Source organism: Saliniradius amylolyticus (assembly GCF_003143555.1).
Classification (GTDB): domain Bacteria; phylum Pseudomonadota; class Gammaproteobacteria; order Enterobacterales; family Alteromonadaceae; genus Saliniradius; species Saliniradius amylolyticus.
Window position 1 is genome coordinate 2874385 of record NZ_CP029347.1, and the last position, 25858, is coordinate 2900242.

Sequence of the window (25858 nt, forward strand, 5' to 3'; positions counted from 1 at the left end):
ACAATCAAGCCTCCTTAATCCCCGACGAGCCTTGCTATGACTTCGACGACTTCGCCTTTCCCCCGTGCCAGCTTTCTGCGCCGACTGGCGGCCATAGTCTATGACTCACTGATGGCTGTGGCCATTGGCGTAGTGTCAGGCCTTATCGCCTTGACGGTACTTATCGTGCTGCTGGAAAACGGCGTGCTGGACAAACACGGCTTCGAGCACAGCAAAGATGTGATTCAACAGTCCCCCTTGTATACCAACATTCTACGTTTCTGGTGCGGCGGTTGGATATTGCTGTTTTTTGTCTGGTTCTGGCGCAATGGCGGTCAAACCATCGGCATGCGCGCCTGGCGACTGCGCATCTTCAGCACCACCGATAAACCCATGGGCTATGGCCGCGCCTTACTAAGAGCCATCACCTCGCTACTGGGTTTGGGCACCTTGCTGATCTTGCTGGACTTTAAAAACAAACTGGCACTGCAGGATCGTCTTAGCGGCACAGAGGTCTTAGTGCTGACCAAGGAAGCCAATCACCATCGCGCCTGGAAGCAGCTCTGAACTTGATCCAGCTCAATGGCGGGGACAGCGATGGTTAACTATCTTTGTGATAGAAAAGACTATGGACAAAAACCATGATCCGACAGAGCTTGATTATTATTCTCAGCACAACCCTCTTCAACGCCTGCACGCCCGGTCCCGACAGTCCAAGAGGATTTAGTCTGCCAGAAGGTAGTGCCGAGCGAGGTGAGCAAGTCTTTATTAAGTACCAGTGTCTGGCCTGTCATAAACTGGACGGCTATGACGACAGCCAATACGACTCTTCGTTAGAAAGGAAGGTCCGCTTAGGCGGCAACACCGACCGGGTCAAGACCTATGCAGAGCTATTAACTTCGGTAATTAATCCATCCCATAAAATCGCCCGCGGCTATCGCAAAGACAGCATTCTCGATGAAAGTGGGCAATCACTAATGCGAAATTATAATGATGTCATGACCGTCAGCGAGTTGGTGGATTTGGTGGCCTTTTTGCAGCCCAAGTATGAGCTACAACCGTTTAAGCGCACCCCCTATCCCACTTACTTGCCTTAGCAGACCTAGCGACGAATCAAATACACCGCCATGCCAGCAAACAGCAGGCTGGGTGCTATGGCTCCCACGACGGCGGGCATCTGATAGACCATACTCAGCGGACCGAAAACTTCGTTAGCCACAAAGAAGCCAAAGCCGGTTAAAACGCCCATGATGATCCTTGCCCCCATGGTCACGCTACGCAGAGGACCGAAGATAAAGGACAAGGCCACCAGCAACATCACCGCCACGGTGACAGGTTGCAACACCTTGCGCCAAAAGGCCAACTGATAGCGCCGGGCATCCTGACTATTGGCTTGCAGATAATTGAGGTAATCGCTGAGGCCGGCGATGGACAGCGCTTCGGGCTTGACCTTCACCACGCCCAGCTTATCCGGCGTCAGCCCCGACTGCCAGTGCAGCTGGGTATCGAAGGTCTGAGTAATCTTCTGTTCCGTGAATCGGGTGCGATAGACATTCTCCAACTGCCAGTGGTCCTCCACAAAGATCGCCCGCTCGGCACGTTCGATGGAAGCGAGTTGCAGTTGCTCATCAAAACGGTAAATACTCACATCCCTGAGCTCATCCTTATTCGCTACCTCACCGAGGCTGACAAAGTCGTCACCGTCTTTGGCCCAAACCAGTCGTTCGGAAGAAAACAGGCTACCACCGGAAATCGCCTGAGTGCGGATTTCCTTAGCCTTAGCTTCGCTGGGGGGAGCAACCCACTCACCAATGGCCATCACGCACAAGGCCATCAGAGCGGCCGACTTCATCGCCGAGCCCACCAGGTTCAGGCGGCTTTGTCCGGCGGCCTGCATAACCACCAATTCGGAGTGGCTGGCCAGCATGCCCATTCCCACCAGGCCACCAATCAACGCCGCCATAGGGAAAAACTGCTCCAACTCCCTGGGCACCGACAACAGCACATAGATGCCTGCGGTGGTCATATCGTAGTTGCCCCGATCCAGATATTTAAGCTGCTCGACAAACTTAATCAGGCTCGACAAGCCTACCAACACAAACAGAGTGATAAAGGTGGTGCTCAGCAGCGTCCGCCCCAGATAGAGATCGATGGTTCTAAACACGCTGACCTCCTTTCATCCGCGCCCGCAATCGCACCCCAGTAGTCCGGCCTTTCATCACCAGCACCACCCCAATCACAAGCACAACGCCATGCACCCACCATAAGCCGATGACTTCCGGTACTTTACCGTTCTCCAATACCTTACGCCCGGCCATCAGCAGCATAAAATACCCCAGATAGAGCAGCAGGCCGGGAAACAACTTGCCAAAACGCCCCTGCCTTGGATTGACCGCACTGAGCGGCACCGCGATCAGCACCAGCAAGGGTAAGCTCAGCGGGATCGCCAGACGCCACTGCCATTCGGCTGTGGCTTCCAGCGTGTCTTGTTGCAATAGCTGGGGGGTGGAATAGGCTGCGAGTTTGCGGGTTTGTTGCTGAGGAGACTGCTCGGTAATTTGAACCTGATAGCGGTCAAACTCAATGATGCGATAATCCAGTGCCTGTTGCTGGCCCTCGTACTGACGCCCTTGTTTGAGGATCAGTTGCTCTGAGCCGTCGGCCTGCTTTTCGACCTCGCCGGTATCAGCATAGATAATACGCATGGGTTGATCAGATTCGGGAGACTGCTGCTGAGCCAGAAATACCCTTTGCAGTTGGCCTTCTTCGCCACTCACCTCATGCACAAACAGCACCGCCTTTTGGTTGCCGGTTTCCTGGAACCGCCCTGGAATCAAGCTGGTCAACCCTGACTCGGCGCTAAGTTGCTCCTCGAGTTGATATTCGACATCCAGCGCATGAGGCGCCAGCCACAGGGTCAACCCAGCCGAGAGTGCCGCCAGAATTAGTGACAGCACCAGCATCACACGGGTGACATACCACTCACTGATACCGCAGGCCTGCATCACCGCCATCTCGTTGTCCACATACAGGCGCCCGTGCGCCAGCATGATGCCCAGAAACAAGCCCAACGGTAAGATCAACGAGGCCAGCACCGGAATGTTCAGCGCCAGAAAACCCAGCACCAGCCCGGCGGGAATATCACCACTGGAAGCCTCAGCCAGTACCCGCACAAACTTTTGCAGGATGAAAATCGCCATTAAAACCAGGAAAACGGCGGTGGAGGACTTCAGGGTCTCTCTCAATAAATATCGGAAAATCAGCACATCGGATCCAGAGGAAAAGTCGCCTTTTTAGTGGCATGCTGTAAATTTTTAAGTAAACTTAGCGTTTTAACAAGTTTAATTTGCACTTATCACCATTTTTACTGCATGCACCCAGTTGTTATTTTCACAGTTTTACCCTGTGAGCGCTGGCCTGATTATAAAACGATGAGTGTCAAACATACACCGGTTAACGAGGTATTCCATGGAATTCAGTGTTAAGAGTGGTAGCCCGGAGAAGCAACGTAGCGCCTGCATCGTCGTCGGCGTGTTCGAGCCGCGTCGTCTGACAGCCGTGGCCGAACAGCTGGATGAAATCAGCGGCGGCTACATCAGCAACCTGTTGCGTCGGGGCGATCTGGAAGGTAAGACAGGCCAGATGTTGCTGCTACACCATGTACCTAACGTACTGGGAGAGCGCGTCCTATTAGTTGGCTGTGGCAAAGAACGCGAACTGGATGAACGCCAGTACAAGCAAATTATCGCCAAGACCATCAGCACACTCAACGAAACCGGTTCCATGGAAGCGGTCTGCTTTTTAACCGAGCTGCACGTTAAGGGTCGCGACACATACTGGAAAGTGCGTCAGGCGGTGGAAACCACCAACGAGTCGCTGTACAGCTTCACTCAGTTAAAAACCAAAAAAGACGAACCCCGTCGACCTCTGCGTAAGATTGTCTTTAATGTGCCCACCCGTCGCGAACTGCACGTCGGTGAGCGGGCAGTCCAGCACGGTTTAGCTATCGCCAAGGGCGTGCAACTGACCCGGGATGTGGCTAATATGCCCCCCAACATCTGCAATCCAGCCTATCTACTGGAGCAAGGCAATAAGCTGGCTGAAGAGCATAACTCGGTGAGCATCGAGTCGGTAAATGAAAAGCAGATGGCCGACCTGGGCATGAACTCCTACCTGGCGGTGGGCCGCGGCTCTGAAAATGAGTCCATCATGACCATCATCCACCACAAAGGCGGTCCGGATTCTCAGGCGCCGATTGTACTGGTAGGTAAAGGCCTGACCTTCGATTCCGGCGGCATCTCCTTAAAGCCGGGCGCGGGTATGGATGAGATGAAATACGATATGGGCGGTGCGGCCGGTGTTTTAGGCACCATGAAGGCCATTGCCGAGCTGAATCTGCCCATCAATGTTATCGGCGTCCTGGCAGGCTGTGAAAACATGCCTGACGCCAATGCCTATCGCCCGGGCGACGTATTAACCACGATGTCCGGCCAGACGGTGGAAGTGCTGAACACAGACGCCGAGGGCCGACTGGTGCTGTGCGACGCCCTGACTTACGTGGAGCGCTTTAACCCGGATACGGTGGTGGATGTGGCCACCCTAACCGGTGCCTGCGTGATCGCCCTGGGCGCGCATGCCTCGGCCATGCTCAGCACCCATAATCCACTGGCTCATGAGCTGATTAACGCCTCTGAGCAAAGCAGTGACCGGGCCTGGCGCTTGCCACTGTGGGACGACTATCAGGAAATGCTGGAAAGCCCCTTCGCCGATATGGCGAACATCGGTGGTCGTCCAGCCGGTACCATCACCGCTGCGTGCTTCCTGTCCCGATTCGCCCGTAAGTATAACTGGGCCCATCTGGACATCGCCGGTACCGCCTGGAAAACCGGTAAAGACAAAGGCGCCACCGGCCGTCCCGTTCCCATGCTGACCCAGTTTCTGATGAACCGGGCCGGTGTGGAGACGGAAGACTAAGCGTCATGCCCAGAGTCTGTTTTTACCTGCTGGATGAGCAGGGCCAAAAGGATGAGCCAGCGTCTTATGCGCTGGCTTGTCATTTAGCGGCGCGCAGTTACAGTCAACGCCAGCCGTGTCTGATCCTATGTGCCACACAGGCGCAGGCAGAAATACTGGACGAGTTGCTATGGCAGCGCCCGGCGGAACGCTTTATCCCTCATAACTTACAGGGAGAAGGGCCAAAAAAAGGGACACCGGTGGAGATTACCTGGCAGTTAGCGGAGTCACCGCGTCAGCCTGTGCTGATCAACCTCAGCTCGTCCATCCCCGACAACCTGAACCGATTCCGGCAGATCTACGATTTTGTGCCGGTCGAAGACGAATTAAAACAGCGGGCCCGGGAGCGCTACAAAGCCTATCGTAGCGCCGGGTGCCAACTGGACACCCAGCCGGCCAGCAGTTTAAGCGAGTAATCACTATGGATAAGACATTTAATCCACAAAATATCGAACAACAGCGCTACCAACAATGGGAGCAGAACCACTATTTCCGCGCCAGCGGCAAGGGCGACCCCTACTGTATTTTGTTGCCCCCGCCGAATGTGACCGGCTCCCTGCACATGGGACACGCCTTTCAACACACCATCATGGATGCGCTAACCCGCTATCACCGCATGAAGGGCGACAATACCTTATGGCAGGCGGGTACCGACCACGCGGGTATCGCCACCCAGATGGTGGTGGAGCGCCAACTGAATGCCGAAGGCAAAACCCGCCACGACCTGGGTCGGGAAGCCTTTGTTGACAAGATCTGGGAGTGGAAGGAGCACTCTGGCGGCACCATCACCTCACAGATGCGTCGCATGGGCACCAGCCCGGACTGGGAGCGCGAAGCCTTTACCATGAACGACGACCTGTCCAATGCGGTCAAGGAGGTCTTTGTCCAGCTGTATGACGAAGGTCTGATCTATCGCGGCAAGCGGCTGGTAAACTGGGACCCGGTATTGCACACCGCCGTATCCGATCTGGAAGTGCTCAATGAAGAAGAAAAGGGCCACCTGTGGCATATGCGCTATCCACTGGCCGATGGCAGTGGTGAATTGGTCGTGGCCACCACCCGCCCCGAGACCATGCTGGGCGACACTGCCGTGGCCGTGCATCCGGATGATGAGCGTTATCAGGACTTGATCGGAAAGGAAGTCAAACTGCCGCTTACCGACCGGTTGATCAAGATCGTCGCCGATGACTATGTAGACATGGAGTTCGGCACCGGTTGCGTGAAAATCACCCCTGCGCACGATTTTAATGACTACGAGATCGGCAAGCGTCACAACCTTGAGATGATCAACCTGCTCACGCCAGACGCCAAGATGAATGACCAGGTGCCAGACGCCTATCGCGGGCTGGACCGCTTCGATGCACGGGAAAAAGTGGTCAGCGATCTGGAGGCTCAGGGCTTTTTGGTGAAAGTGGAAGACCATAAACTTAAGGTGCCCCGGGGCGATCGCACCAATGCGGTCATCGAACCCTACCTGACCGACCAGTGGTATGTAGCGGTAGAGTCGCTGGCAAAGCCGGCCATCGAGGCGGTGGAATCCGGAGAGATCAAGTTTGTGCCAGAGAACTGGGACAAGACTTACTATCAGTGGATGTACAACATTCAGGATTGGTGTATCTCCCGTCAGCTTTGGTGGGGTCACCGTATTCCGGCCTGGTACGACGATCACGGCAAGGTCTATGTGGGTCGTGACGAAGCCGAGGTACGCAACAAGCACTCCTTGGGCGATGATGTCACTCTGACTCAGGACGACGACGTACTAGATACCTGGTTCTCCTCGGCGCTGTGGCCCTTTGCTACCTTGGGCTGGCCGGAGAAAACCCCGGAACTGGAAACCTTCCTTCCCACATCGGTACTGGTGACCGGCTTTGACATCATCTTCTTCTGGGTCGCCCGGATGATCATGATGACCAAGAAATTTACCGGTCAAATCCCCTTTAAGGAGATCTACATCACCGGCCTGATCCGGGATGAGCAGGGCAACAAGATGTCCAAGTCCAAGGGCAACGTGTTGGACCCCATCGACCTGATTGACGGCATCGATGTGGAAGCCCTGGTGGAAAAACGCACCAAAGGCCTGATGCAGCCGAAAAAAGCCGAGCAGATTGCCAAGCGCACCCGTAAGCAGTTCCCGGACGGCATCGAAGCCTATGGCACCGACGCACTGCGCTTTACCTTTGCGGCCATGGCCTCCACCAGCCGGGACATCAACTTTGATATGGGCCGGGTGGAAGGCTACCGTAACTTCTGCAACAAGTTGTGGAACGCCTCGCGCTTTGTGCTGATGAATACCGAGGAACAGGATACCGGCGCCAACGGCGGCGAACTGTCGTTGAGCTTGCCGGATCAGTGGATCTGGAGTCGCTTCCAGGACACGGTGCAAACGTTCGAGAAAGCCATTGCAAGCTATCGCTTCGATTTAGCCGCACAGGCCGTTTACGAGTTCACCTGGAACCAGTTCTGCGACTGGTACCTGGAGCTGTCAAAACCAATTCTGAACTCCGAGGCCAGCAGCGAGGCGCAAAAGCGTGGCACCCGCCACACCCTGGTGAACGTGCTGGAAAGCCTGCTGCGTCTGATGCATCCCTTTATGCCTTATATCACCGATGAAATCTGGCAGCGTGTGGCACCATTAGCCGGTGTTGAAGGCGACAGCATTATGATCCAGCCTTTCCCAGAAGTAGACCCGGCCAAACAAAACGACGCTGCCAAAGCCGACCTTGAGTGGGTCAAACAGGTGATCGTAGGCGTGCGTAATATTCGTGGCGAGATGGACATCTCACCCAATAAGCCACTGTCGGTACTGCTGCGCAATGCCTCAAGCGAAGACAAACGTCGACTGAACGATACTCAGGTGTTGCTCAGCAAACTGGCCCGGTTAGAGGACATCACCCTGCTGGCCGATGATGATAAAGGACCGCCGTCGGCCTCTGCCCTGGTGGGCGAAATGGAAGTACTGATCCCCATGGCGGGGCTTATCGACAAAGAGGCAGAGCTGGCCCGTATTAACAAAGCACTGGATAAACTCGATAAGGATTACCAACGCACTCAGGGTAAGCTTAGCAATGACAACTTTGTCAGCAAGGCGCCCGAGGCGGTAATCGAAAAGGAAAAAGCCAAGCTGGAAGAGTTCCAGTTGCAGATGGATAAGCTCAGGGAGCAGAAACACACCATCGAATCACTGTAATTCTCAGAGCGCCTGCAAGGCGCTCTTTTTTTATCAACAGAACAATCCAAACCGACGTTATTGATCTATAAGTGTTGTTATATTGGAGGTGTAAGCCATGAAATCAACTAAAACATCTTGGTTCTACGTAGCACTTGTCGCCTGCTACCTTTACGCCTCGTTTTATACTGTCGAAAAGCTGGCCTCCCTTTACGCCGGTGAAGAACGACAGCAACAACAATCTCTGGTGCGTAATCAGTTACTCGCTGCCAAATCCGAACTTGAGGCCGCTTTATTCCGCGATACGTATCTGGCCGACAGTCTCTCAACCGTGATAACCATCGATCCGGATGCCGCGGTTGAGAACTGGTTTGCCATTGCCGATAAACTCGTTCGCAAGGGCCAGCTGGCCCGTAATGTCGGTATTGCGCCCGATGATGTTATCTCCAATGTTTACCCTTTAGAGGGCAACGAAAAGGCCATCGGCCTGGACTTCCGGACTCGTCCTGAACAATACAAAACCGTTATGGCGGCACGCACCAGCGGAGACGTCTTTATCGCCGGTCCATTAGAGCTGGTGCAAGGCGGTGTCGCGCTTATTGCTCGTTTTCCTATTTTCGAGGACTACCCGGAGAATCAAAACTATTGGGGTACCGTTAGTGTCGTTCTGAACTTTGATAAGTTGATGGCGCTGGCTGATTTTGAGGGTATCGAAGGAGCCAGCGTTGCCCTGAGGGGGAAAGACGGCATGGGCGCCCAGGGAGAGGTGTTTTACGGCGATCCAGCCTTGTTTCAGAAGCCCGAGGCAACATTCACCATACAGCTGCCAAGCGGGACTTGGCAAATGGCCGTTAACTACCAACTGTCAAACGTTGCCGCAATTGCCACCGCCAGAGATCGGGTGCGATTGCTCGGCAGTCTGATTGCCGTGCTGGTACTGTTGTCTTCCATACTGTTCGTCCGCGCATACAACGCAGCCCACAAGGTATCCTTGCACGACGAACTCACTGGTCTGCCCAATCGCCGATTCCTGATGTCACGACTGGAAGAAATGGTCAAAGGTAAGTCTCATTCGTCCCGATTTACTCTGGTGAATCTGGACCTGAATGGGTTTAAAGTCGTCAACGACACCTTTGGCCATGAAGCCGGCGATGAGCTACTCAAACTGGTGGCCCAGTCTTTTAAAGGCGGACTACGTTCGTCAGACTTTGTCACCCGCATTGGGGGGGATGAATTTGTATTGATTCTCAACCGGCTTGCCGAACCAGAAAAGGTTAACCGCGTTCTGGCTAAACTGAAACAGCATGTGGAAGCCAACGAGCTGAACTGGCACTCAAAGACAATACGACCTTCAATCAGTATGGGGTATGCCATTTACCAGGGCCAGGACACCAGTATTAAGGAGCTGATGGCGCAAGCGGACCAGCACATGTACACCGATAAGCGTCATTCGAAGGTCATTCCGCTGACAACGACTCAAACCAACACTCGCGATTAACTTTTGGGCTCGACGAAATAGGTGCCCCAGCCATCGTATTCCACCCCGTGTTTGTCGGCGATGGCAAGCAGCTTGTCGGTATCGGCGTTAAGGGTGGCCAGCGTCAATTCACGTTCTACCACCGCATCGAAGCACAGCACCAGTGCGCCGTCGTCAAGTTCCAGCTCTTCGGCGTCAGTAACCTCAAAACCGGCTTTAAAGGCATCCACGGCGGCTTTTTCCAGCTTGTCGAAATCGGTGCTGGCAAGATGGTATTCAATAGTGTGGGGCTGGCTGAGATCGGAGCCATCCTCCGTTAACGCTTCAATGGTTTCGCGATTAAACTCATACCACTCTTGCTTGTCTGACATGCTGTGTGCTCCTTGGCATTTGGATAGGCCGCTATTTTAGCGGCCTTTATCGAGTGCTTCGACCTCTTTATCGAGCAATTGAATCTCATGGGCCATCTGGCCATGAAAGTGTGTTGCCCATTCCTTCAGAGTACGACTGTCATCCACCACTTCGGGCTCGCCCACACTGACCAGCACGGTGCCATTGTTCCAACGATTGAGACGAATCTTGTCGTGCAAGCTGCTGGCACAAATAGGCACCACCGGTTCCTTGGTTTCCTTAGCAATACGAAAGGCACCGGTTTTAAAGGGCAACAGGCCGCGACCATAACTGCGCGTGCCTTCAGGAAAGAGCCATACCGAGATGCCTCTGCGGCGGATCTTCGCCACCGTCTGGGCAATAGTACCCCGGGCTTTGGTACTGTTCTTACGGTCGATCAGAATATTCCCCGACAACCAGTACATCCAGCCCATCACCGGGATCCATACCAGGCTCTTTTTGCCTACCGTCACCGTGCCCGGCTGGGTGGCCTTACAGATGGTCACGATGTCGTAGCTGTTCTGGTGATTGCCGATATACACATAAGGGCCGCCCTTTTTCACCTTATCCGATACCCTCAGTTTGACCCTGACGCCAAACAAAGGGGCCATAGAAGCGTACATCTTTGAGCCCAGCATCACATTATTCTTGTGAAAGGGGCGCACCACACAAATCAACAAAAAGACCAGATTGATCAGTATGAAGTAGGTGAAAATTACCGGCAGGCGAATTAGTATAAGCACTCAGAACTCCGCAGTTTTCTAATTGCGGCCGAGTATACCGGTTTTTATGTCTGTATCATCTCTGATCAGTCATTTCCTTGCTTGGCCAAGACACAAAGAGGCAACCCTTTTCGATGCAAACTTTCACACTGGACGATCTGGACGACGACATTCTTAACGACCTGCTCGAAGAGATTAACGAACTTTACGAAACGAGCGAGCAGACACTGATCGAACTGGAAGTATCCCCGGAGGATAACGAATTACAGCGTGCACTGTTTCGCTCCATCCACACCATCAAAGGCGATCTGGGACTGGTAAACTTCACACCCTTGATCCCCTTGCTCCAGCATGTGGAAGATCTGCTCGACTATCTGCGTCAGGGGAAAATCGCCTATACCAGCACCATGAGCGACCTTGTTTTGCTCACCATGGACAGGGTTAAACTGTTTGTCGAGAGCTGTAAAGAAAGCGGCAAAGCCGACTACGACGATGAACTGCATGGGCACCTGGTACGCCACATCGCCCGAATTACTCCAGACAATAGTACTGAGCACGAAAAGCTGCTGGCCGAATGTGTGCTGCTACTGGACCCGACGCTCGATGCCCGGGATGCCGATACGCCGACGCCGGAACAGGCACGCGCCTCAGAGCGCGAAACTCTGGATAATATCGGCCTGGAAGCCCACCAGGACAGTATCCAGCAGGATATCCTGTTCTTCCGGGAGCTAATGGAGCCGATCGAGCGACGCTCCCGATACTGGCAGGGACGCAGCGATCGCATTGCCCGGCTGGCACTGTTTATCAACAAGATTCGCGGCAATCCGGTAGACCCGAGCCAGCTGGCGGTGGCCTGTTATGTTCATGACTTTGGTATGGCCTTTATGCCACTGGAGTTATTGCACAAGACCGGGCCGCTCAAAGAAGCCGAATTTAACCTGATGCGCTCCCATGTGTATAAGAGCGCCCGGTTGCTGGAGCATCTGGACCAATGGAATGAAGCGAGAAAGATCGTACTGCAACATCATGAGCGCATGGACGGCAAAGGCTACCCCCTGGCCCTCAAAGGCGATGACATTTGTGAGGGAGCCAAGCTACTGGGCATCGTGGATACCTTCGACGCACTGACCCATTCCCGCGCCCACGATACTCACACCAAGCGCCCCAAAAAACGCGCCGTGGTGGAGATTAACCGTATCGCCGAAAGCCAGTTCTGTCCCCAGTGGATGAAGGCCTTTAACAAAGTCATGCACTCTTTGCTGACCAAAGCCGAGGCCAGCTAGTTCGCAGCCGTAATCACTACCAGTCGATTGCCCGCATCAAGGTCAATGGGCTGGTCTGCTTTGGGGTTGAGTTGCAAACCAGAGGCTTTATCCCTGTAGTAACCCAACAGAGTTTCGCCAAATTCATTGGCGGCCTGCTGTAGTTGAGCGAAACTGTGTTGCCCCTCCAATCCATAGTGGCTGCCTTCCCGATAGGCCAGAGAGCCGCCCCTGGCGCTAAACAGACTCTCAATCACACCATTTAATTGCGGGCGAATGGCAATCAGTGCCATCAGGTGACTGATGATCATGGGGCTGATCAATACATCGCCGTTATGGCGCTCCAGGAAGCTTTCGTTGGCCGGATCACTGAGCTCCACCAGGATGTGCGGCCCTTCAGGTGCCGGTGGCACGATTTCCTCTAACAACATCAAACCTAGCAGAACCCGGGCATCCGCCTCTTCACTGGATAACAGCCGATCGCTGTACAACAGCAGAATATGATCATAACTGCCCGGCTTGAGCCGCCGGATGGCACCCTCAAGGGTATAATCCTTCTCAACATGGGTCACCCTGACCCTGTCGTTAATCTCACCCAGCCTCTGTTCCATGACTCGCTGGCGCTCCACCGTCGGTATGGTAGAGATAACCGTAAGCTCAAACTCATGGCCTTGATAGGCGGTGAGCTCCTCCACCAGCATGGGGAGATGATCGTTCCACCCCAACACCAGAATGCGTCGGTGGCGCAGAGGCACAACGCTTTCAACCAGAGGTTTGGGATCGGCTACGGGAACCGTTGCCGGACGGCTGGCTGAGGTATCCGCCTGTGACTGTGAATAGTCCCGCGCCAACAGAATCAGACTATCCTCCGCTTCCAGGACAGCATCAGCATTGGCAGAAAGACCGATTGTCGCCGCCTCGCTGTCCGAGCGGCGATAGCCACACAAGATACTCTGACTGAAGTACTGACTGGCCTGGGCCAGGGTCTGCCCCCTAAAGGGTTCGGCGGAGCGCATATAGAATTCGCTGCCTTCATCGTTGGAAAGCACCTCCATTCCCAGCTCGGAAAAACCGGGACACAACAGACACTGCGCCAACATACGGCCGATGATCTTGTCGGTGGTGACGATTTCCATGGGCCCCTTATAGGCCCGCTGGGCCACCGAGTTGCGATTGCCGTCGCCCATCTCCACCACGATGCGCGGCAATGAACGATGAGAAAGCTCGCCCTGGGCACTTAACGACATCAACACCTTGATGGTTTCAATATCGGCCCCCACGCCGGTTTCGCTCTGATCCTGCTGCCGGGGCAGTAAAATCACCTCCGCATCCAGACTCGCCACCCGATGCAGCGCCTCCGGCTGCATCGCGCTGCCGGAGCGCAGAATCACATCACGCCCATGAACGGTACTCAGCTGCGCGTCCACTTTCAGACGTTGAGATACCGTGGCATCCACTTCCTCGGCCAAAACCACCAGAAGCATCTTCTTGATGTTGTACAGCTGTTCGAAATGCCGCTTGCCCCGCTCGCCATCCATTAACTGTCGGATCATCGAAGCGGTGCGGTTATCCAGCCCCAGAATCACCACGTGACGTCTTGCAGAGACCGGGGTCAGACCTCGCTCCAGGTTGGTCATGGCCCCGATCAGCCAGCGGGTTAAGATCGCCACCAGCGTACCCATAAACAGCACGTAGCCGCTGATGGTCAGAAGGGTGGATACCACCCGTCGCCACCCCCCCACGTCATCACCCAGATAACCCGGGTCGGTCAGCCGTAAAAATGCCCACCAGACATTCTCCGCCATATTACTGTCCGGATTCACCGGCTGAACCAATAAACCACCCAGCAAGGACACCAGGCCGATGGCAGCGGCCACCACAGCTAACTGATAGCCTGCCCCTTTGACCAGTTGGCGTTCGATAATAAAGGTAATTCTGTCTACCGCGCGTAAGCGAAACACACAGCTGCTCCTGTTCTTGTTATACGGCCTTGTATCGCCTTTCAGCCAAGCATAGCACGACTCGCAGCAATGCCATTACGTTTGCATGCCTACGTCTCCTATGCGCCAATCCGCAACCAAACGGAAGCCCAGACATCAACAGGGAGAATCAAATGCGCCGCTCTATTCTTTCCGTCTTATTACTCATTAGCGTTAGTCTTAACACTGCTGCCGCCGATGATTGGTCGCTGGGAGGCGTCTACGGCCAGGTCTCTCAAGCTCAAACCGATTTTGAGGTCGTGATGCTCAGCGTCAGCCATCCTATGCAAATTGAGAACACGCAGTGGATGTTGACCCCTGAGTTTCGCTATGGCTTTGGCGTAGATAAAGAAATGACATCACTCCTTGTCGAAGCGGAGTTGGAACATATCTCCATTTTGTCGTTAAAAGTGCAGTATCATTTTGGTCAAGGATTTGTTTATGCCGCCCCTCAGTTCGGTCGCCTTGAAGCCAGAAACGAAGGAAGCGGCCTAACTCTGGATACAGAAGAGTTTGGCTGGGCCATTGGCGGTGGCTGGCAAGTCTCCCAGCGTATTCAACTTGAGGGCAGCATAGAGCAACTGGACGACAATGATCTTCTTACCGTCAGTGTCCGCTACCAGTTTTAGACGATAAGGGGCAGACTTACTGCCCCTCTGAGTCCTCGGCAACGCTCGGCTCAGCCTGAGCCCCTGTGTCCGCCACCATTACTTCCACGTCATCCACGCGTTGCAGGCCACGTGGAAGCTTGTGACCGCGACGGCCCCGTTCCCCCTGGAAGTGCTCCAAATCTGAGGCGCTCAGGGTCATGCCGCGCTTACCGGCGTAAACCTTAACGCTGGCTCCCTCGGGCACAATGGAAAGCAGCTTCACGTACTCCTCTCTGGATTTAGCCCTGGCGCCGGAGATATTGATCACCTTATTGCCTTTACCCTTACCCAGAGTGGGCAGTTCCTTGAGCGGGAACATCAGCATCCGTCCTTCGTTGGAGATCGCCAGCACCCAGTCACTGTCGGGGTTAGTGACCCTTATGGGCGGCAGTACCTTGGCGGCGGTCGGCAGGGTTAAATAAGCCTTACCGTTTTTATTCTTACTGACCATATCGGCAAACCGCCCGACAAAGCCGTAGCCGGCATCAGAGGCGATAAGGTAGGCATCGTCATCGGCCCCCATCACCACATGCTCGAAAGTTTCTCCGGCAACCAGACTAAAACGACCGGTTAGCGGCTCGCCCTGACTTCGGGCCGAAGGTAACGTATGGGCATCACAGGCAAAAGCCCTCCCGGAAGAATCCAGGAACACCGCCGGTTGATTGGAACGCCCCCTGGCGCTGGCCAGATAGTTATCCCCGGCCTTGTAGTTCATATTCGGGGCATCGACATCGTGGCCCTTGGCGCAGCGAGCCCAACCTTTTTCCGAAATAATCACGGTCACCGGTTCAGAAGGCACCAGTTCTTTTTCCGACAGGGCGCGGGCTTCGGCGCGCTGAACGATGGGTGAGCGGCGCTCATCACCGTAGGTCTCGGCATCGGCCAGGATTTCTTTTTTGATCAAATTTCGCAACTTGGTTTCCGAACCCAGAATACCTTGCAGCTTATCCCGCTCCTGTTCTAGTTCGTCCTGTTCACCGCGAATTTTCATCTCTTCAAGCTTGGCCAGATGACGCAGCTTTAATTCAAGGATGGCTTCGGCTTGCTTGTCACTCAGTCCGAAACGCTCCATCAGTACCGGCTTGGGCTTGTCCTCGCTGCGGATGATCTCAATCACCTCGTCAATATTCAGATAGGCCACCAAAAGACCTTCCAGAATATGCAGCCTCGCCAACACCTTATCCAGTCGGTACTGCAACCGTCGTGTAACGGTGTCTTTGCGGAATACCAACCATTCCTTGAGGATCTCCAATAGGTTTTTCACCTGAGGACGACCATCGAGGCCGATCATATTCAGGTTAACCCGATAGTTTTTCTCCAAATCGGTGGACGCAAACAGGTGCTGCATCAACTGTTCAGTGTCCACGCGATTGGAACGCGGGGTAATTACCAGCCGGGTCGGGCTCTCGTGATCTGATTCGTCCCGCAAGTCACTGACCATGGGCAGCTTCTTGGCCTGCATCTGGGCGGCTATCTGCTCTAATACTTTGGCGCCCGAGGCCTGGTGGGGCAGGGCCGTGATCACAATTTCGCCATTTTCCTCACCGTACACTGCCCGCGCCTTGATAGAGCCGCGGCCAGTCTGATAAATCTTGGCGAGATCGGCCTTAGGTGTGATGATTTCCGCTTCTGTCGGGTAGTCCGGTCCGGGAACAAACTCGGCCAGATCGTCAACGGTGGTGTTTTTGTGGGTCAGAATATGGGCGCAGGCCTCCGCCAGTTCTCTGACATTATGGGGCGGAATATCGGTGGCCATGCCTACCGCAATACCAGTAATGCCATTAAGCAGGATATGCGGTAAGCGAGCTGGCAGCGTTTTAGGCTCGTTGAGGGTACCGTCAAAATTCGGGATCCAATCAGCCGTCCCCTGCCCAAGTTCACCCAGTAACACCTCACTGAACTTGGACAGGCGAGCCTCGGTGTAACGCATCGCGGCGAATGATTTAGGATCGTCCGGCGCCCCCCAGTTTCCCTGACCATCCACCAGTGGATACCGGTAGGTAAAAGGCTGAGCCATGAGCACCATGGCCTCATAACAGGCGGAGTCACCGTGCGGGTGGAACTTACCCAGCACATCCCCTACGGTCCGGGCCGACTTTTTATACTTGGCCGTGGCGGTCAGGCCCAAATCAGACATGGCATAAATAATACGCCGTTGCACCGGTTTCAGGCCGTCGGCTATATTGGGCAAGGCCCGGTCCATGATCACATACATGGAATAATTCAAATAGGCATCTTCGGTGAAGCGCCGCAGAGGCAGTTGCTCCACCCCATCTTCACTAATGCTGATTTCCTGACTCATAGACTGACTCTGACTGACAAGAAGTGCGGTTAGATTACCTGATTCGCCGTCAGGCTCAAAACCCGATCAACGCTGTTCATAAAACGCCGAATGATAATATGCTAAAGTGCTCAGTAGCATCGACGCCATAATAATCATTTTAAAAGGAGTTACCTGCATTGGGGTCTGGTCATCTCACAGCCGTTTGGCACGCAAATAGGTCCTTAATCGCTGGGCTCCTTTGCCTGATTCTGTTATCGGTACCCTCCCCCAACGCGAAGGCGCAAGCTAACCCGCTTCAGCTATTTGACCGGGAGGATCTGTTTTCGCTGGACGATAGGGTGAAGATTCTGCCCGCCCCCAAGGACCAGTTAACCATTGAGGATGCCATCACTCGCAAAGGGGATTTCGACTGGCCACCGACCACCAACCCTAATTACGGCTTTGGCAACGAAACCTTGTGGCTGTATGCACAAGTCACCAATGCCAGCAGTACCGAGCAATGGGTGCTGGATGTCAATTATGCCCAGAACGACGAAGTGGATCTTTATGTGGTCAAAGACGGTGAGATCATCGCCGAGAGTCATCAGGGCAAGAGTCAGGGCCTTCAGCTGTACCGCCTACCCACTCTTGAGGCACGGCTGCCCAGAGCCGTTCCGTTGGATATTTACCTTCGGGTGCGCTCTATTGGCGAGGCCAGGATCGTGCCCGTCACCCTGATGTCAGAACAGCAGCACCACAGAGCTACGACTATCGACAACCTGCTGTGGGGGGGCTTTTACGGGGCTCTGCTGATCTTGCTGTTATACAACACCAGCTTACTTGCCAAGACCAGAGACCTCAGCCTGTTGGCCTACTGCCTGTATCTGATTTCTGTGATCTGCTGGCAGCTACTGTGGGGAGGCCATTTACAGCTGTTTGCAAGCGGACCCAATATCCAATGGCTATTGCAACACACAGATATCCTCTCATCGCTGATGACCATCACAGCGGCTTTTTTTACGCTTACATTCCTGGACTTAGGGGAACGGGCAACGCAAGTGGCTCGTATTATTTATACCCTTGTCACTCTTAGCCTGGTGCATATTTTGCTGTCCTCCACCGACTTCATTCCACCAGACTTACGCAGTGGTATATCTCTGGCCTTAGGCACCGCCGGCATCATCGCCTTTTTGTATGCCGGCTACGTAAGCTATGTGGATCGCTTTAACCCGGCAAAATACTTTATCGTGGCCTGGAGTATCCTGCTGACCGCAGCTTTGGTGGGCGTGTTCAGCCTCTTGGGCCTGCTGCCCTCCAACGCCACCACAACCTACTGCTTTCAGGTAGGCGTTTTTATCGAAGCCGGCCTGTTTTCCTTCGCCCTGATGGATAAGTTAAACACCCGGATGAGCAACCTGGTTCAGGATGCCACCGATGATTTACAGAATAACCTGGAAATCATTGAGGAGAAAAATGCTCACCTGGACATTGCGCGGCGAGAGGCCATTCAGGCCAGCGCTGTAAAATCTCAGTTTTTGGCCAATATGAGCCATGAGATCCGCACCCCGTTAAACGCCATCCTGGGATTCACCGATGAGCTAGATCAGTCTCCCCTGACCCGGGAACAAAAAGAGCATGTCACTATCATCAAGACCTCGGCGCAGAATCTGGTCAATATCATTAACGATGTCTTGGATTTCTCCAAGATTGAGGCGGGCAAGCTGGAACTGCAGCAAACAATATTCCAGCCAACCCAGATGCTGGAAGACGTGGCCCGGCTGATGGCACAGTCGGCGTTTAATAAAAATCTGACCTTTATCTGCGACTGGCAGGCCTTGCCGGAAAAACTGCTAGGCGATGAAATACGCATTCGCCAGATCCTGATTAATTTGGTGGGTAATGCAATTAAATTTACCCATCAGGGGCATGTGCGCCTTGCCGCCAGTGGTCAGCAAATCGACGAAACGCGCTACCGCATGGACTTTATCGTTGAAGACACCGGTATCGGTATCGGGGAAAACGAACAAGAGAAGCTCTTTAAAGCCTTCTCACAACTTGAGTCTTCACGAGACCGGCACTATCAGGGCACGGGTTTAGGTCTGTCTATCTGTCAGGAACTGGTGCGCCTGATGAAAGGCCGTATCGACTTTGACAGCCAATTGCACGGTGGCAGTACCTTTAGTATCAGCCTGACACTGAATCTGATGAGCCATCATCTGTCCCAGCCCGATCACGACTACTGGCAGCTGCAACACTTCTTGCTTTACGACCCTTATCCGCCCTCCCGACGGGCCACTGCCGCTTTGCTCAAGAGTCTGGGGGGCAGGGTCACCAGCGCCGACTCTTGGCAATTTGCGCGACATCAGCATCATGCTGACTATCTTCTGATTAATCCGTACGGGAATCTCAGTCTCGGTGAGCTGCGCCAACATCTGGCCGACTTTCCCCATATTCCCGACAATAAGCTGATCATGGTTAACGATGCGCGACAGGCGGATCTCTATCAACCTCTGGGTTTTCGAGCACTGCAAAAGCCATTAACCACCGAACGCCTGGAAGCCTTGCGAGATCCTGTGCCCCTCACATCTCCTGTGGTAGCGGACGAGCCGGGCTTACCAAAAGCTCGTGTCCTGGCGGTAGACGATATGCCGATGAACCTGCGCTTAATCGAGACCTGGCTGGCAACCACGGCCGTCGAGCTGACTTTGAGCTATACGGGCAGCGACGCCGTCGAGCTCTGTGAGCAGCAGGAGTTTGACCTTATTCTGATGGATGTACAGATGCCCGGCATGGACGGCATCACTGCCACCAGAGCCATCCGCAAAACCAGATTGAATCAGGGTACACCGGTGATTGCCGTCACCGCTCATGCATTTCGTGAAGAGCAGCAACAGCTGCTGGCGTCGGGCATGGATGACTTCCTGTCCAAACCCATCTCCCGGGATCAGTTATTTGGTCTGCTCAAGCAGTGGTGCGCTGGCGAAGAACCTGACAGCAGCAATGTTGACTGGCTTCAGGCCCTGCAACAAGCCGATAATGATGAAGCGATCGCCCGTCAGCTGTTGGCCGCCTTTGTGGCGCAACTGCCCGAAATCACCGGGGCCATGCAACAGGCAGCGGAGCAGGACGACAATGAGGAGCTGGCTCGCCTGTTACATAAGTTGCACGGTGCCTGCTGCTATACCGGTGTACCTCAGCTGCGCAGTCTGTGTGAAGAGATGGAAACCCTTGCCAAACAGAACCAGTTTGAACAGGTCCATGGTCGTCTCGAGTCCTTATGGCAGCTGTGTGATCAGGTTCAACAAGACAGCCAGGCATGGCTAGAACCGACCGCTTAGTCCTGGTTTAAGACGGTCTGTTGCTGGCACTCTCTGAGCAGACGCACAAAGTCCTCTGCTGGCCGGTCCAGGTCGGACTGATAGACAAACAGGTCATACCCCAGAACCTCGCGCATTCGCGCCATGCGATGGGCGAACATCGCTTTCATGCCAGTATAACGTTTGCCTGAGGCAGACTTATAGCGATCCTGCTCCAGGAGATTGGCGCTGTAGCAGCGTCCGGTCTGGCATTGTTCACTGTCCGCCTGTAACAACAACGCCCGTTGCTGCATTAGGATATTGCTGGCCAGGCGCAGCGAAATACAATCCAACAGAGGCTCATAGTGTTTCACCCGGATGCCTACCAGTTCTAATGGCTTCTGCTCCAGTCCTTGCAAGATGCGGGGTACATCGACTCTCTGAATGTTGTCCCAGTCGAGCTGCCAGCCACCGAATCGATTCACGTAACTGAGCCTGTCTCGGTGCAGGGAAAAACTATGCACCGGCTCTCGCACTTTGAACCAGCCGATTAGAATCGCCACAAGGGAAGCGCAGGTTAAGAAAAAGCCCGCCAATTGCATAACTTCAGGCAGAAAAGTCAGCCACAGGGATGACAACACGACGCCGCATATACCCACCAGGCACAGGGTAAAACCATTGCGCTTGGCATGGGCCTTTATATAAATGCCATCTAATTCCACCAATCCAGCCCCCATAACAATATCATCATCAAGAATGCCCACAGCAAGGCAGCCCGAAGCCTTCGACAACGCACACATTCGGTGTGCCACCATTGACGCCAGCGTCGGTTAAATTTAGACCTTGTCATTGATACAGGATTCCAAACAGAGTACATTTCGCCCGCTACGCGGGGAGGATTTTATGCTACCATAGCTGGATTTTTCCCGGCCTGGCAATCCAAAACCGGCCAAGGTGCGTAAAAGCAGCCGTTATCAATCTGTAAACGAGATAGGACCATGTCTGACGAATTAGCCAACCATTACCATGCCATTATTGAAAAGCTTGGAGAAGATCCTAAGCGAGGCGGGCTGCTGGATACCCCTAAACGGGCGGCCAGGGCAATGGAGTATCTAACCGATGGTTATCAGAAATCACTGGATGAGGTGGTCAACGGGGCCGTATTTGAATCGGACATGGACGAAATGGTGGTGGTACAGGATATTGAGTTTTACTCCCTGTGCGAACATCACATGCTGCCGTTTATTGGCCGTTGCCATATCGCCTACCTGCCCCAGGGCACCGTATTAGGCCTGTCAAAGTTTGCCCGGATCGTGGATATGTATGCTCGCCGTCTGCAGATCCAGGAAGGCCTGACCAAACAGATCGCCAATGCGGTCCAGGAGATCACTGGCGCTAAAGGTGTGGGCGTCGTCATGGAAGGCAAGCATATGTGCATGATGATGCGGGGAGTGCAAAAACAGAACTCATCTATGGTTACCTCAGTGATGCTGGGTTCCATGAGAAGCTCACAGGCCACGCGCGATGAGTTCTTACGCCTCATTGGTAAATAGGATTGAAAGGGAGGACAACTCTCTCCTCTTACTCCTTGCCCGGTTGGGCCTGATACGTCTCAAACTGATTCGGCAGAAAACTGGCAAGCTGTCCTGCCAGCGCTACGTAACTCTGTAACGCCGGTGTCAAACCACCGGCCACGCCATCCAGTTGCTCTAACAGCGCCGCATTGCCCCTTTGCTCAGCCTCCTGTTTAGCACGCGGTAAATCGGCAAAGGTGGCAAACAGATTAAGCACATGGCGCAGGTTTTTACCGGCCAACGGAGCCTGCTCAGGCGCCAGGCTGTGCATTTTATGCCAGGCGTGCTGCCACACCGGCTCCAGCTGCTGGTGCATATGTAAACACCCCTGTAACCATTGGCTTAATGGACTTTCGGAGGTTATATCCGAGCTGTAAACACAGGCCTCTGGGAAATCCACACGTTCATCGCGCATCGCCAACAACTGAGTCTTAAAGGCGGCCATCAGATGGTCGGCCATGGTATCGGTTTGCTGCTGCGACAGGGGGTCTGGGGCGGTTACCACTGCCCCCATCCAGCGCTCAGGCGACGGAATTTCCGGGCAGGCCGCCGCAGCGAACAGACCGCCCTGTAGCTGGTAATAGGGCCAAAGCCACTGAGGATGGCGCTGGCAAAACTGTTCTAGTGACTCCTGATTCTCACTCATCCCAGGCTCCCTTTAATATGTCTGTTTTGATCCAGTTCCCAGATTTCTCTGGCCTGACTGGGCGGATTACTCAGCATATACCGGGTCAGGCGTTCGTAATGGGCCATAAAGCGCTGGAACTGTGGCTGGCTCATCTCTCCATTTTGATGACGTTGCTCCTGCTCCCATCGCCACTGGCAGACCTGCTGCCAGTCAGGCGCTTGCAAGTAGATTAACTCATCCAACTGGGCAAACAATCGCTGGTACTCATTGGTTAGCCGCTGATTTACATAACACCGCCAACGACCATCGGCATCCTCATGTTGCTCCAGTTCATTAACGGGAGCGGCCAACTCAGTCCCGGCTTGTGACTGAGCCCCCAGGCACCAGCCTTCCAGGATCAACACCTGCGCCGGGCCTTGCACATATTCGCGATTCAGCCAACGCTCGTCACGGGTTTTGTCAAACCGGGGTAAAGACAAATCCCTGCCGTTACGAAAGCGCCGGATTAACTCCAATCCCAGCGCCACATCATGAGTTCCCGGAACCCCGCGGGTGGCTAATAAAGGATGTACCTTTTCAGCCAGCCAACGCCGATGACGGCGAGGAAAATAAAGATCATCCAATGACAACGTGGCCACCTGTAAACCACAGTATTGACTCAAAATCAGGGTTAGCACCTGCGCCAGGGTCGACTTCCCGCTGCCCTGCGCTCCGCCAATAGCCAGGGTCACAGGCCCTGTCTGTCCGGCCACGCGCTCGGCAAGCGGCAACCACCACTTCAGGTTGTGCTCGAGTTGGCCGGCCTCACACCCGAGATGCTGCTGCAGTTGCTGTTTCAGTGAGACCAGATGTCCATCGACCACGATTGTTTTCCAGTGCGTACATTCATAGCACTATGATACCAGTCTGAATGCTGTGGGTAATCCGACTACCGCTTATCGCAGAATTTTTTCTTTCGGACGATATTGACGCTCAACGAGTTAGATATGTTATATTATCACAATAACATTTATGCATTAACTCATAGCGATAGCGAACCACCATGACTTTTAAACAACTGTCACCCATCATGTTGGCCCTGGCCAGCTCATACAGCATAGCCCAGGACAAGCCCACTCAACGTGATGAGCATAATGTGGAAACCCTTATCATCAAGGCCACACCGCTCAAACGCACAGCTCTGGAAACCGCTACCCCGGTGTCCGTATTAAGTGGTGAAGAGCTGGATCAAAACCTCGCCGCCACCCTGGGGGAAACCCTGAATACCACACCCGGCGTGCATAGCTCCTACTTTGGCCCGGTATCCAGTAGCCCGGTGATTCGGGGTCTGGACGGCCCTCGCATTAAGGTGGTGCAAAACGGTCTGGATGCCTCCGACGCCTCGCGCGTTGGCCCGGATCACGCGGTAGCAACCGAAGCCTCCACGGCTACTCAGGTTGAAGTGCTGCGCGGCCCGGCAACCTTGCTTTATGGCAGCGGCGCCATCGGCGGGGTAGTGAATGTGGTGGACAATCGCCTGCCTCAGCAACAACAATCCGGTCTAAACGGTGAGATGACTGCTTTATACGACGATGTCTCCAACGAGAGGACCGTCTCTGCCGATATTAACGGCGGGGCCGGTGAGTTTGTCTGGCACGCCGATGCTTTTGACCGCCAGACCAATGATTATAAGATCCCGGTGCCCGCGGAAGACGAAGGCACACACCATGACGAGGCCGGCCATGACGAGACGCCTAGTGAGCAAGAGACTTTTAATGGTCGGTTGGAGAACTCCTTCATTGATGCCCAGGGCGTGACACTGGGTGCTGGCTGGATTAACGACGAGCAGCGACTGGCCTTTTCTTATGGCCGACTGGAAAACGATTATGGTATCCCTGGCCACAGTCATGCCCATGAAGAAGAAGCTCACGCCGACGAAGAACTTAATAACGACGACGACCATGGGGAAGAAGAATCGGTGTTTGCGCGCATGAAGCAAGACCGCATCCAGGCCGTAGGCGATTGGTATCAGCTTGGTGAGTTTATCGACTCAGTGCACTGGCATAACGGCTATACCGATTACCAGCACAGCGAGATCGAAAACGGTGCCGTCGGCACTACTTTCGAGAACGACACCCTAGAGTCACGTCTGTGGCTGGAGCATAAGGCCATTGCAGGCTGGCAAGGCGCCTGGGGCCTGCATTATAAACAGAGTGATTTCGCGGCCGTTGGTGAAGAAGCCTTTACCCCGGCAACCGACACCGAAACACAGGCTCTGTTTGTATTAGAAGAAAAAGCCGTAGGCAGTCTTCTGTGGCAACTTGGCGCGCGCGTGGAGCAAGTCAGCCATCAGCCTGATAATGCCTTTTTTTCGATGGACCACCATGACCACGAAGAGGGCCACGCTGAAGAAGAACACGGCAACGTTCACTTCGAGCAGGCCGATTACACCGTCAGCAGCTTTTCTGTGGGTGCGGTCTGGCAACTGGATGATAATCGCAGTCTGTCGGCCAATTTCGCCCGTTCCGAGCGAGCGCCTTCAGCTGCAGAAATTTTCTCAAACGGCCCTCATATTGGCACCGGCACCTTTGAAATTGGTGGCGGTTTTGAGATTCATCAGGAAGGGAAAGAATATCACCTTGAGCAGTCCGAAACGGAGATGAACAAGGAAACCGCGAGCAACCTAGACCTGACCTACCGACATCGAGGCGACCACTTCACTGCCGCCATCAGCTTGTTCTATAACCAGGTGGATGACTATATCTTCCAGCAGGATACTGGGCTGTTTATCTCGGACGGTGAATTACACGGCGATGATGAGCATGAGGGCGAGCACGCCGATGAACACGACGGTGAAGAGGGACATATTGATCACGGTGCCGACCTGCCTGTGTTCCTCTACGCCCAGCAGGATGCGGATCTCTATGGCTTTGAGGCTGAGCTGGACTGGCACCTAAACGCACACTGGCGCATGGACTTCTTCAGCGATTATACGCGCGCCGAGCTGGATAGTGGCGACAATGTCCCCAGGATCCCGCCGCTACGCCTAGGTGCCACGGCACACTTTGAGTACGGCAGCTGGCATGGAGAACTAGGCGCGGTGCGCTACAGCAAGCAGGATAGAGTCGCCCCCTTCGAGACTCATACTGATGGCTACACGCTGGTATCGGCCAGTGTGAACTATTACCTGCAAAATGATTTTGCCGATATGACCTTCTTCATCAAAGGGGACAACCTGACCGATGAAGAGGCCCGGGTCCACAATTCCTTTATCAAGGATGTGGCTCCAAGGCCTGGCCGCTCAATCAGCCTGGGTGTCCGGGCCAGCTTCTAAGACATTGCCTGTCACCGGGGCCTTCCATGCCCCGGTATGCCTCGCAAAGCAACCACGCTTTATCGAGATGAGATGGATCAAGTCGGTAGGGATTAGCTTGGTAACCTGACCAACCCTTAACTACACTGGCGCTGACTCGTTCAAAA

General features: G+C 54.2%; 20 protein-coding genes. 11 read left to right on the top strand and 9 right to left on the bottom strand.

Annotated features, from left to right (window positions below; all coding sequences use genetic code 11):
- The first annotated feature begins 36 nt into the window (after positions 1-36).
- Positions 37-546, top strand: coding sequence for an RDD family protein (locus HMF8227_RS13415; RefSeq protein WP_109340665.1), 510 nt, complete (start codon positions 37-39; stop codon positions 544-546).
- Between the two features lie 74 nt (positions 547-620).
- The gene (locus HMF8227_RS13420; protein ID WP_109340666.1) at positions 621-1076 is read left to right on the top strand and encodes a c-type cytochrome; all 456 of its coding nucleotides are present in this window, start codon (positions 621-623) and stop codon (positions 1074-1076) included.
- Between the two features lie 5 nt (positions 1077-1081).
- Here the strand turns inward: HMF8227_RS13420 and lptG are convergent, their stop codons facing one another.
- A complete protein-coding gene (lptG, locus tag HMF8227_RS13425) occupies positions 1082-2143 on the bottom strand; it encodes an LPS export ABC transporter permease LptG (protein ID WP_109340667.1) in 1062 nt (353 codons plus the stop codon).
- Positions 2136-3245, bottom strand: coding sequence for an LPS export ABC transporter permease LptF (gene lptF, locus HMF8227_RS13430; protein WP_109340668.1), 1110 nt, complete (start codon positions 3243-3245; stop codon positions 2136-2138). The genes lptG and lptF overlap by 8 nt, the downstream gene beginning before the upstream one ends.
- Positions 3246-3447: 202 nt before the next feature.
- On the opposite strand from lptF, the gene pepA reads away from it, so the two are divergent.
- From pepA to HMF8227_RS13450, 4 genes are all read left to right on the top strand, one after another.
- Entirely contained in the window at positions 3448-4953 is a 1506-nt protein-coding gene (gene pepA / locus HMF8227_RS13435) for a leucyl aminopeptidase (RefSeq protein WP_109340669.1), read from the top strand.
- Positions 4954-4958: 5 nt separating this feature from the next.
- Complete coding sequence (locus tag HMF8227_RS13440; protein ID WP_109340670.1) at positions 4959-5408, top strand: DNA polymerase III subunit chi; 450 nt, start codon at positions 4959-4961, stop codon at positions 5406-5408.
- Between the two features lie 5 nt (positions 5409-5413).
- Positions 5414-8179: a valine--tRNA ligase gene (locus HMF8227_RS13445; protein ID WP_109340671.1), complete on the top strand. Its 2766-nt coding sequence runs from the start codon at positions 5414-5416 to the stop codon at positions 8177-8179.
- A gap of 97 nt (positions 8180-8276) precedes the next feature.
- A complete protein-coding gene (locus tag HMF8227_RS13450; protein WP_109340672.1) occupies positions 8277-9656 on the top strand; it encodes a diguanylate cyclase in 1380 nt (459 codons plus the stop codon).
- On the opposite strand, the gene rraB is transcribed toward HMF8227_RS13450, so the two are convergent.
- Both rraB and HMF8227_RS13460 read right to left on the bottom strand, forming a co-directional pair.
- Entirely contained in the window at positions 9653-10006 is a 354-nt protein-coding gene (gene rraB, locus HMF8227_RS13455; RefSeq protein ID WP_109340673.1) for a ribonuclease E inhibitor RraB, read from the bottom strand. The genes HMF8227_RS13450 and rraB overlap by 4 nt on opposite strands.
- Positions 10007-10042: 36 nt before the next feature.
- Positions 10043-10768, bottom strand: coding sequence for a 1-acylglycerol-3-phosphate O-acyltransferase (locus HMF8227_RS13460; RefSeq protein WP_109340674.1), 726 nt, complete (start codon positions 10766-10768; stop codon positions 10043-10045).
- Positions 10769-10881: 113 nt separating this feature from the next.
- Between HMF8227_RS13460 and HMF8227_RS13465 the strand changes: the two genes are divergently transcribed.
- Positions 10882-12030, top strand: coding sequence for an HD domain-containing phosphohydrolase (locus HMF8227_RS13465; protein ID WP_109340675.1), 1149 nt, complete (start codon positions 10882-10884; stop codon positions 12028-12030).
- Here HMF8227_RS13465 and HMF8227_RS13470 read toward each other — a convergent pair.
- Positions 12027-13970, bottom strand: coding sequence for a CASTOR/POLLUX-related putative ion channel (locus HMF8227_RS13470; RefSeq protein WP_109340676.1), 1944 nt, complete (start codon positions 13968-13970; stop codon positions 12027-12029). The two genes, HMF8227_RS13465 and HMF8227_RS13470, sit on opposite strands and share 4 nt — an antisense overlap.
- Positions 13971-14122: 152 nt before the next feature.
- Between HMF8227_RS13470 and HMF8227_RS13475 the strand changes: the two genes are divergently transcribed.
- Positions 14123-14617 carry a porin family protein gene (locus HMF8227_RS13475; RefSeq protein ID WP_109340677.1) on the top strand — a complete coding sequence of 165 codons (495 nt, stop codon included), beginning with the start codon at positions 14123-14125 and terminating at the stop codon, positions 14615-14617.
- A gap of 16 nt (positions 14618-14633) precedes the next feature.
- Here the strand turns inward: HMF8227_RS13475 and parC are convergent, their stop codons facing one another.
- Positions 14634-16940: a DNA topoisomerase IV subunit A gene (gene parC, locus HMF8227_RS13480; RefSeq protein WP_109340678.1), complete on the bottom strand. Its 2307-nt coding sequence runs from the start codon at positions 16938-16940 to the stop codon at positions 14634-14636.
- Positions 16941-17260: 320 nt separating this feature from the next.
- On the opposite strand from parC, the gene HMF8227_RS13485 reads away from it, so the two are divergent.
- The gene (locus tag HMF8227_RS13485) at positions 17261-20239 is read left to right on the top strand and encodes a hybrid sensor histidine kinase/response regulator (protein WP_162558612.1); all 2979 of its coding nucleotides are present in this window, start codon (positions 17261-17263) and stop codon (positions 20237-20239) included.
- On the opposite strand, the gene HMF8227_RS13490 is transcribed toward HMF8227_RS13485, so the two are convergent.
- Positions 20236-20997: a DUF2982 domain-containing protein gene (locus HMF8227_RS13490; RefSeq protein ID WP_239421314.1), complete on the bottom strand. Its 762-nt coding sequence runs from the start codon at positions 20995-20997 to the stop codon at positions 20236-20238. The genes HMF8227_RS13485 and HMF8227_RS13490 overlap by 4 nt on opposite strands.
- Positions 20998-21195: 198 nt before the next feature.
- Here HMF8227_RS13490 and folE point away from each other — a divergent pair, with 198 nt between their 5' ends.
- Positions 21196-21750 carry a GTP cyclohydrolase I FolE gene (gene folE / locus HMF8227_RS13495; protein WP_109340680.1) on the top strand — a complete coding sequence of 185 codons (555 nt, stop codon included), beginning with the start codon at positions 21196-21198 and terminating at the stop codon, positions 21748-21750.
- 28 nt (positions 21751-21778) lie between these two features.
- Here folE and HMF8227_RS13500 read toward each other — a convergent pair whose 3' ends face one another.
- Positions 21779-22417, bottom strand: coding sequence for a UPF0149 family protein (locus HMF8227_RS13500; RefSeq protein ID WP_109340681.1), 639 nt, complete (start codon positions 22415-22417; stop codon positions 21779-21781).
- Positions 22414-23262, bottom strand: coding sequence for a kinase (locus HMF8227_RS13505; protein ID WP_204101063.1), 849 nt, complete (start codon positions 23260-23262; stop codon positions 22414-22416). The genes HMF8227_RS13500 and HMF8227_RS13505 overlap by 4 nt, the downstream gene beginning before the upstream one ends.
- 179 nt (positions 23263-23441) lie before the next feature.
- Between HMF8227_RS13505 and HMF8227_RS13510 the strand changes: the two genes are divergently transcribed.
- Positions 23442-25712 (top strand): TonB-dependent receptor, encoded by a 2271-nt coding sequence (locus HMF8227_RS13510; RefSeq protein WP_109340682.1) that lies wholly within the window; start codon positions 23442-23444, stop codon positions 25710-25712.
- Positions 25713-25858 lie beyond the last annotated feature (146 nt).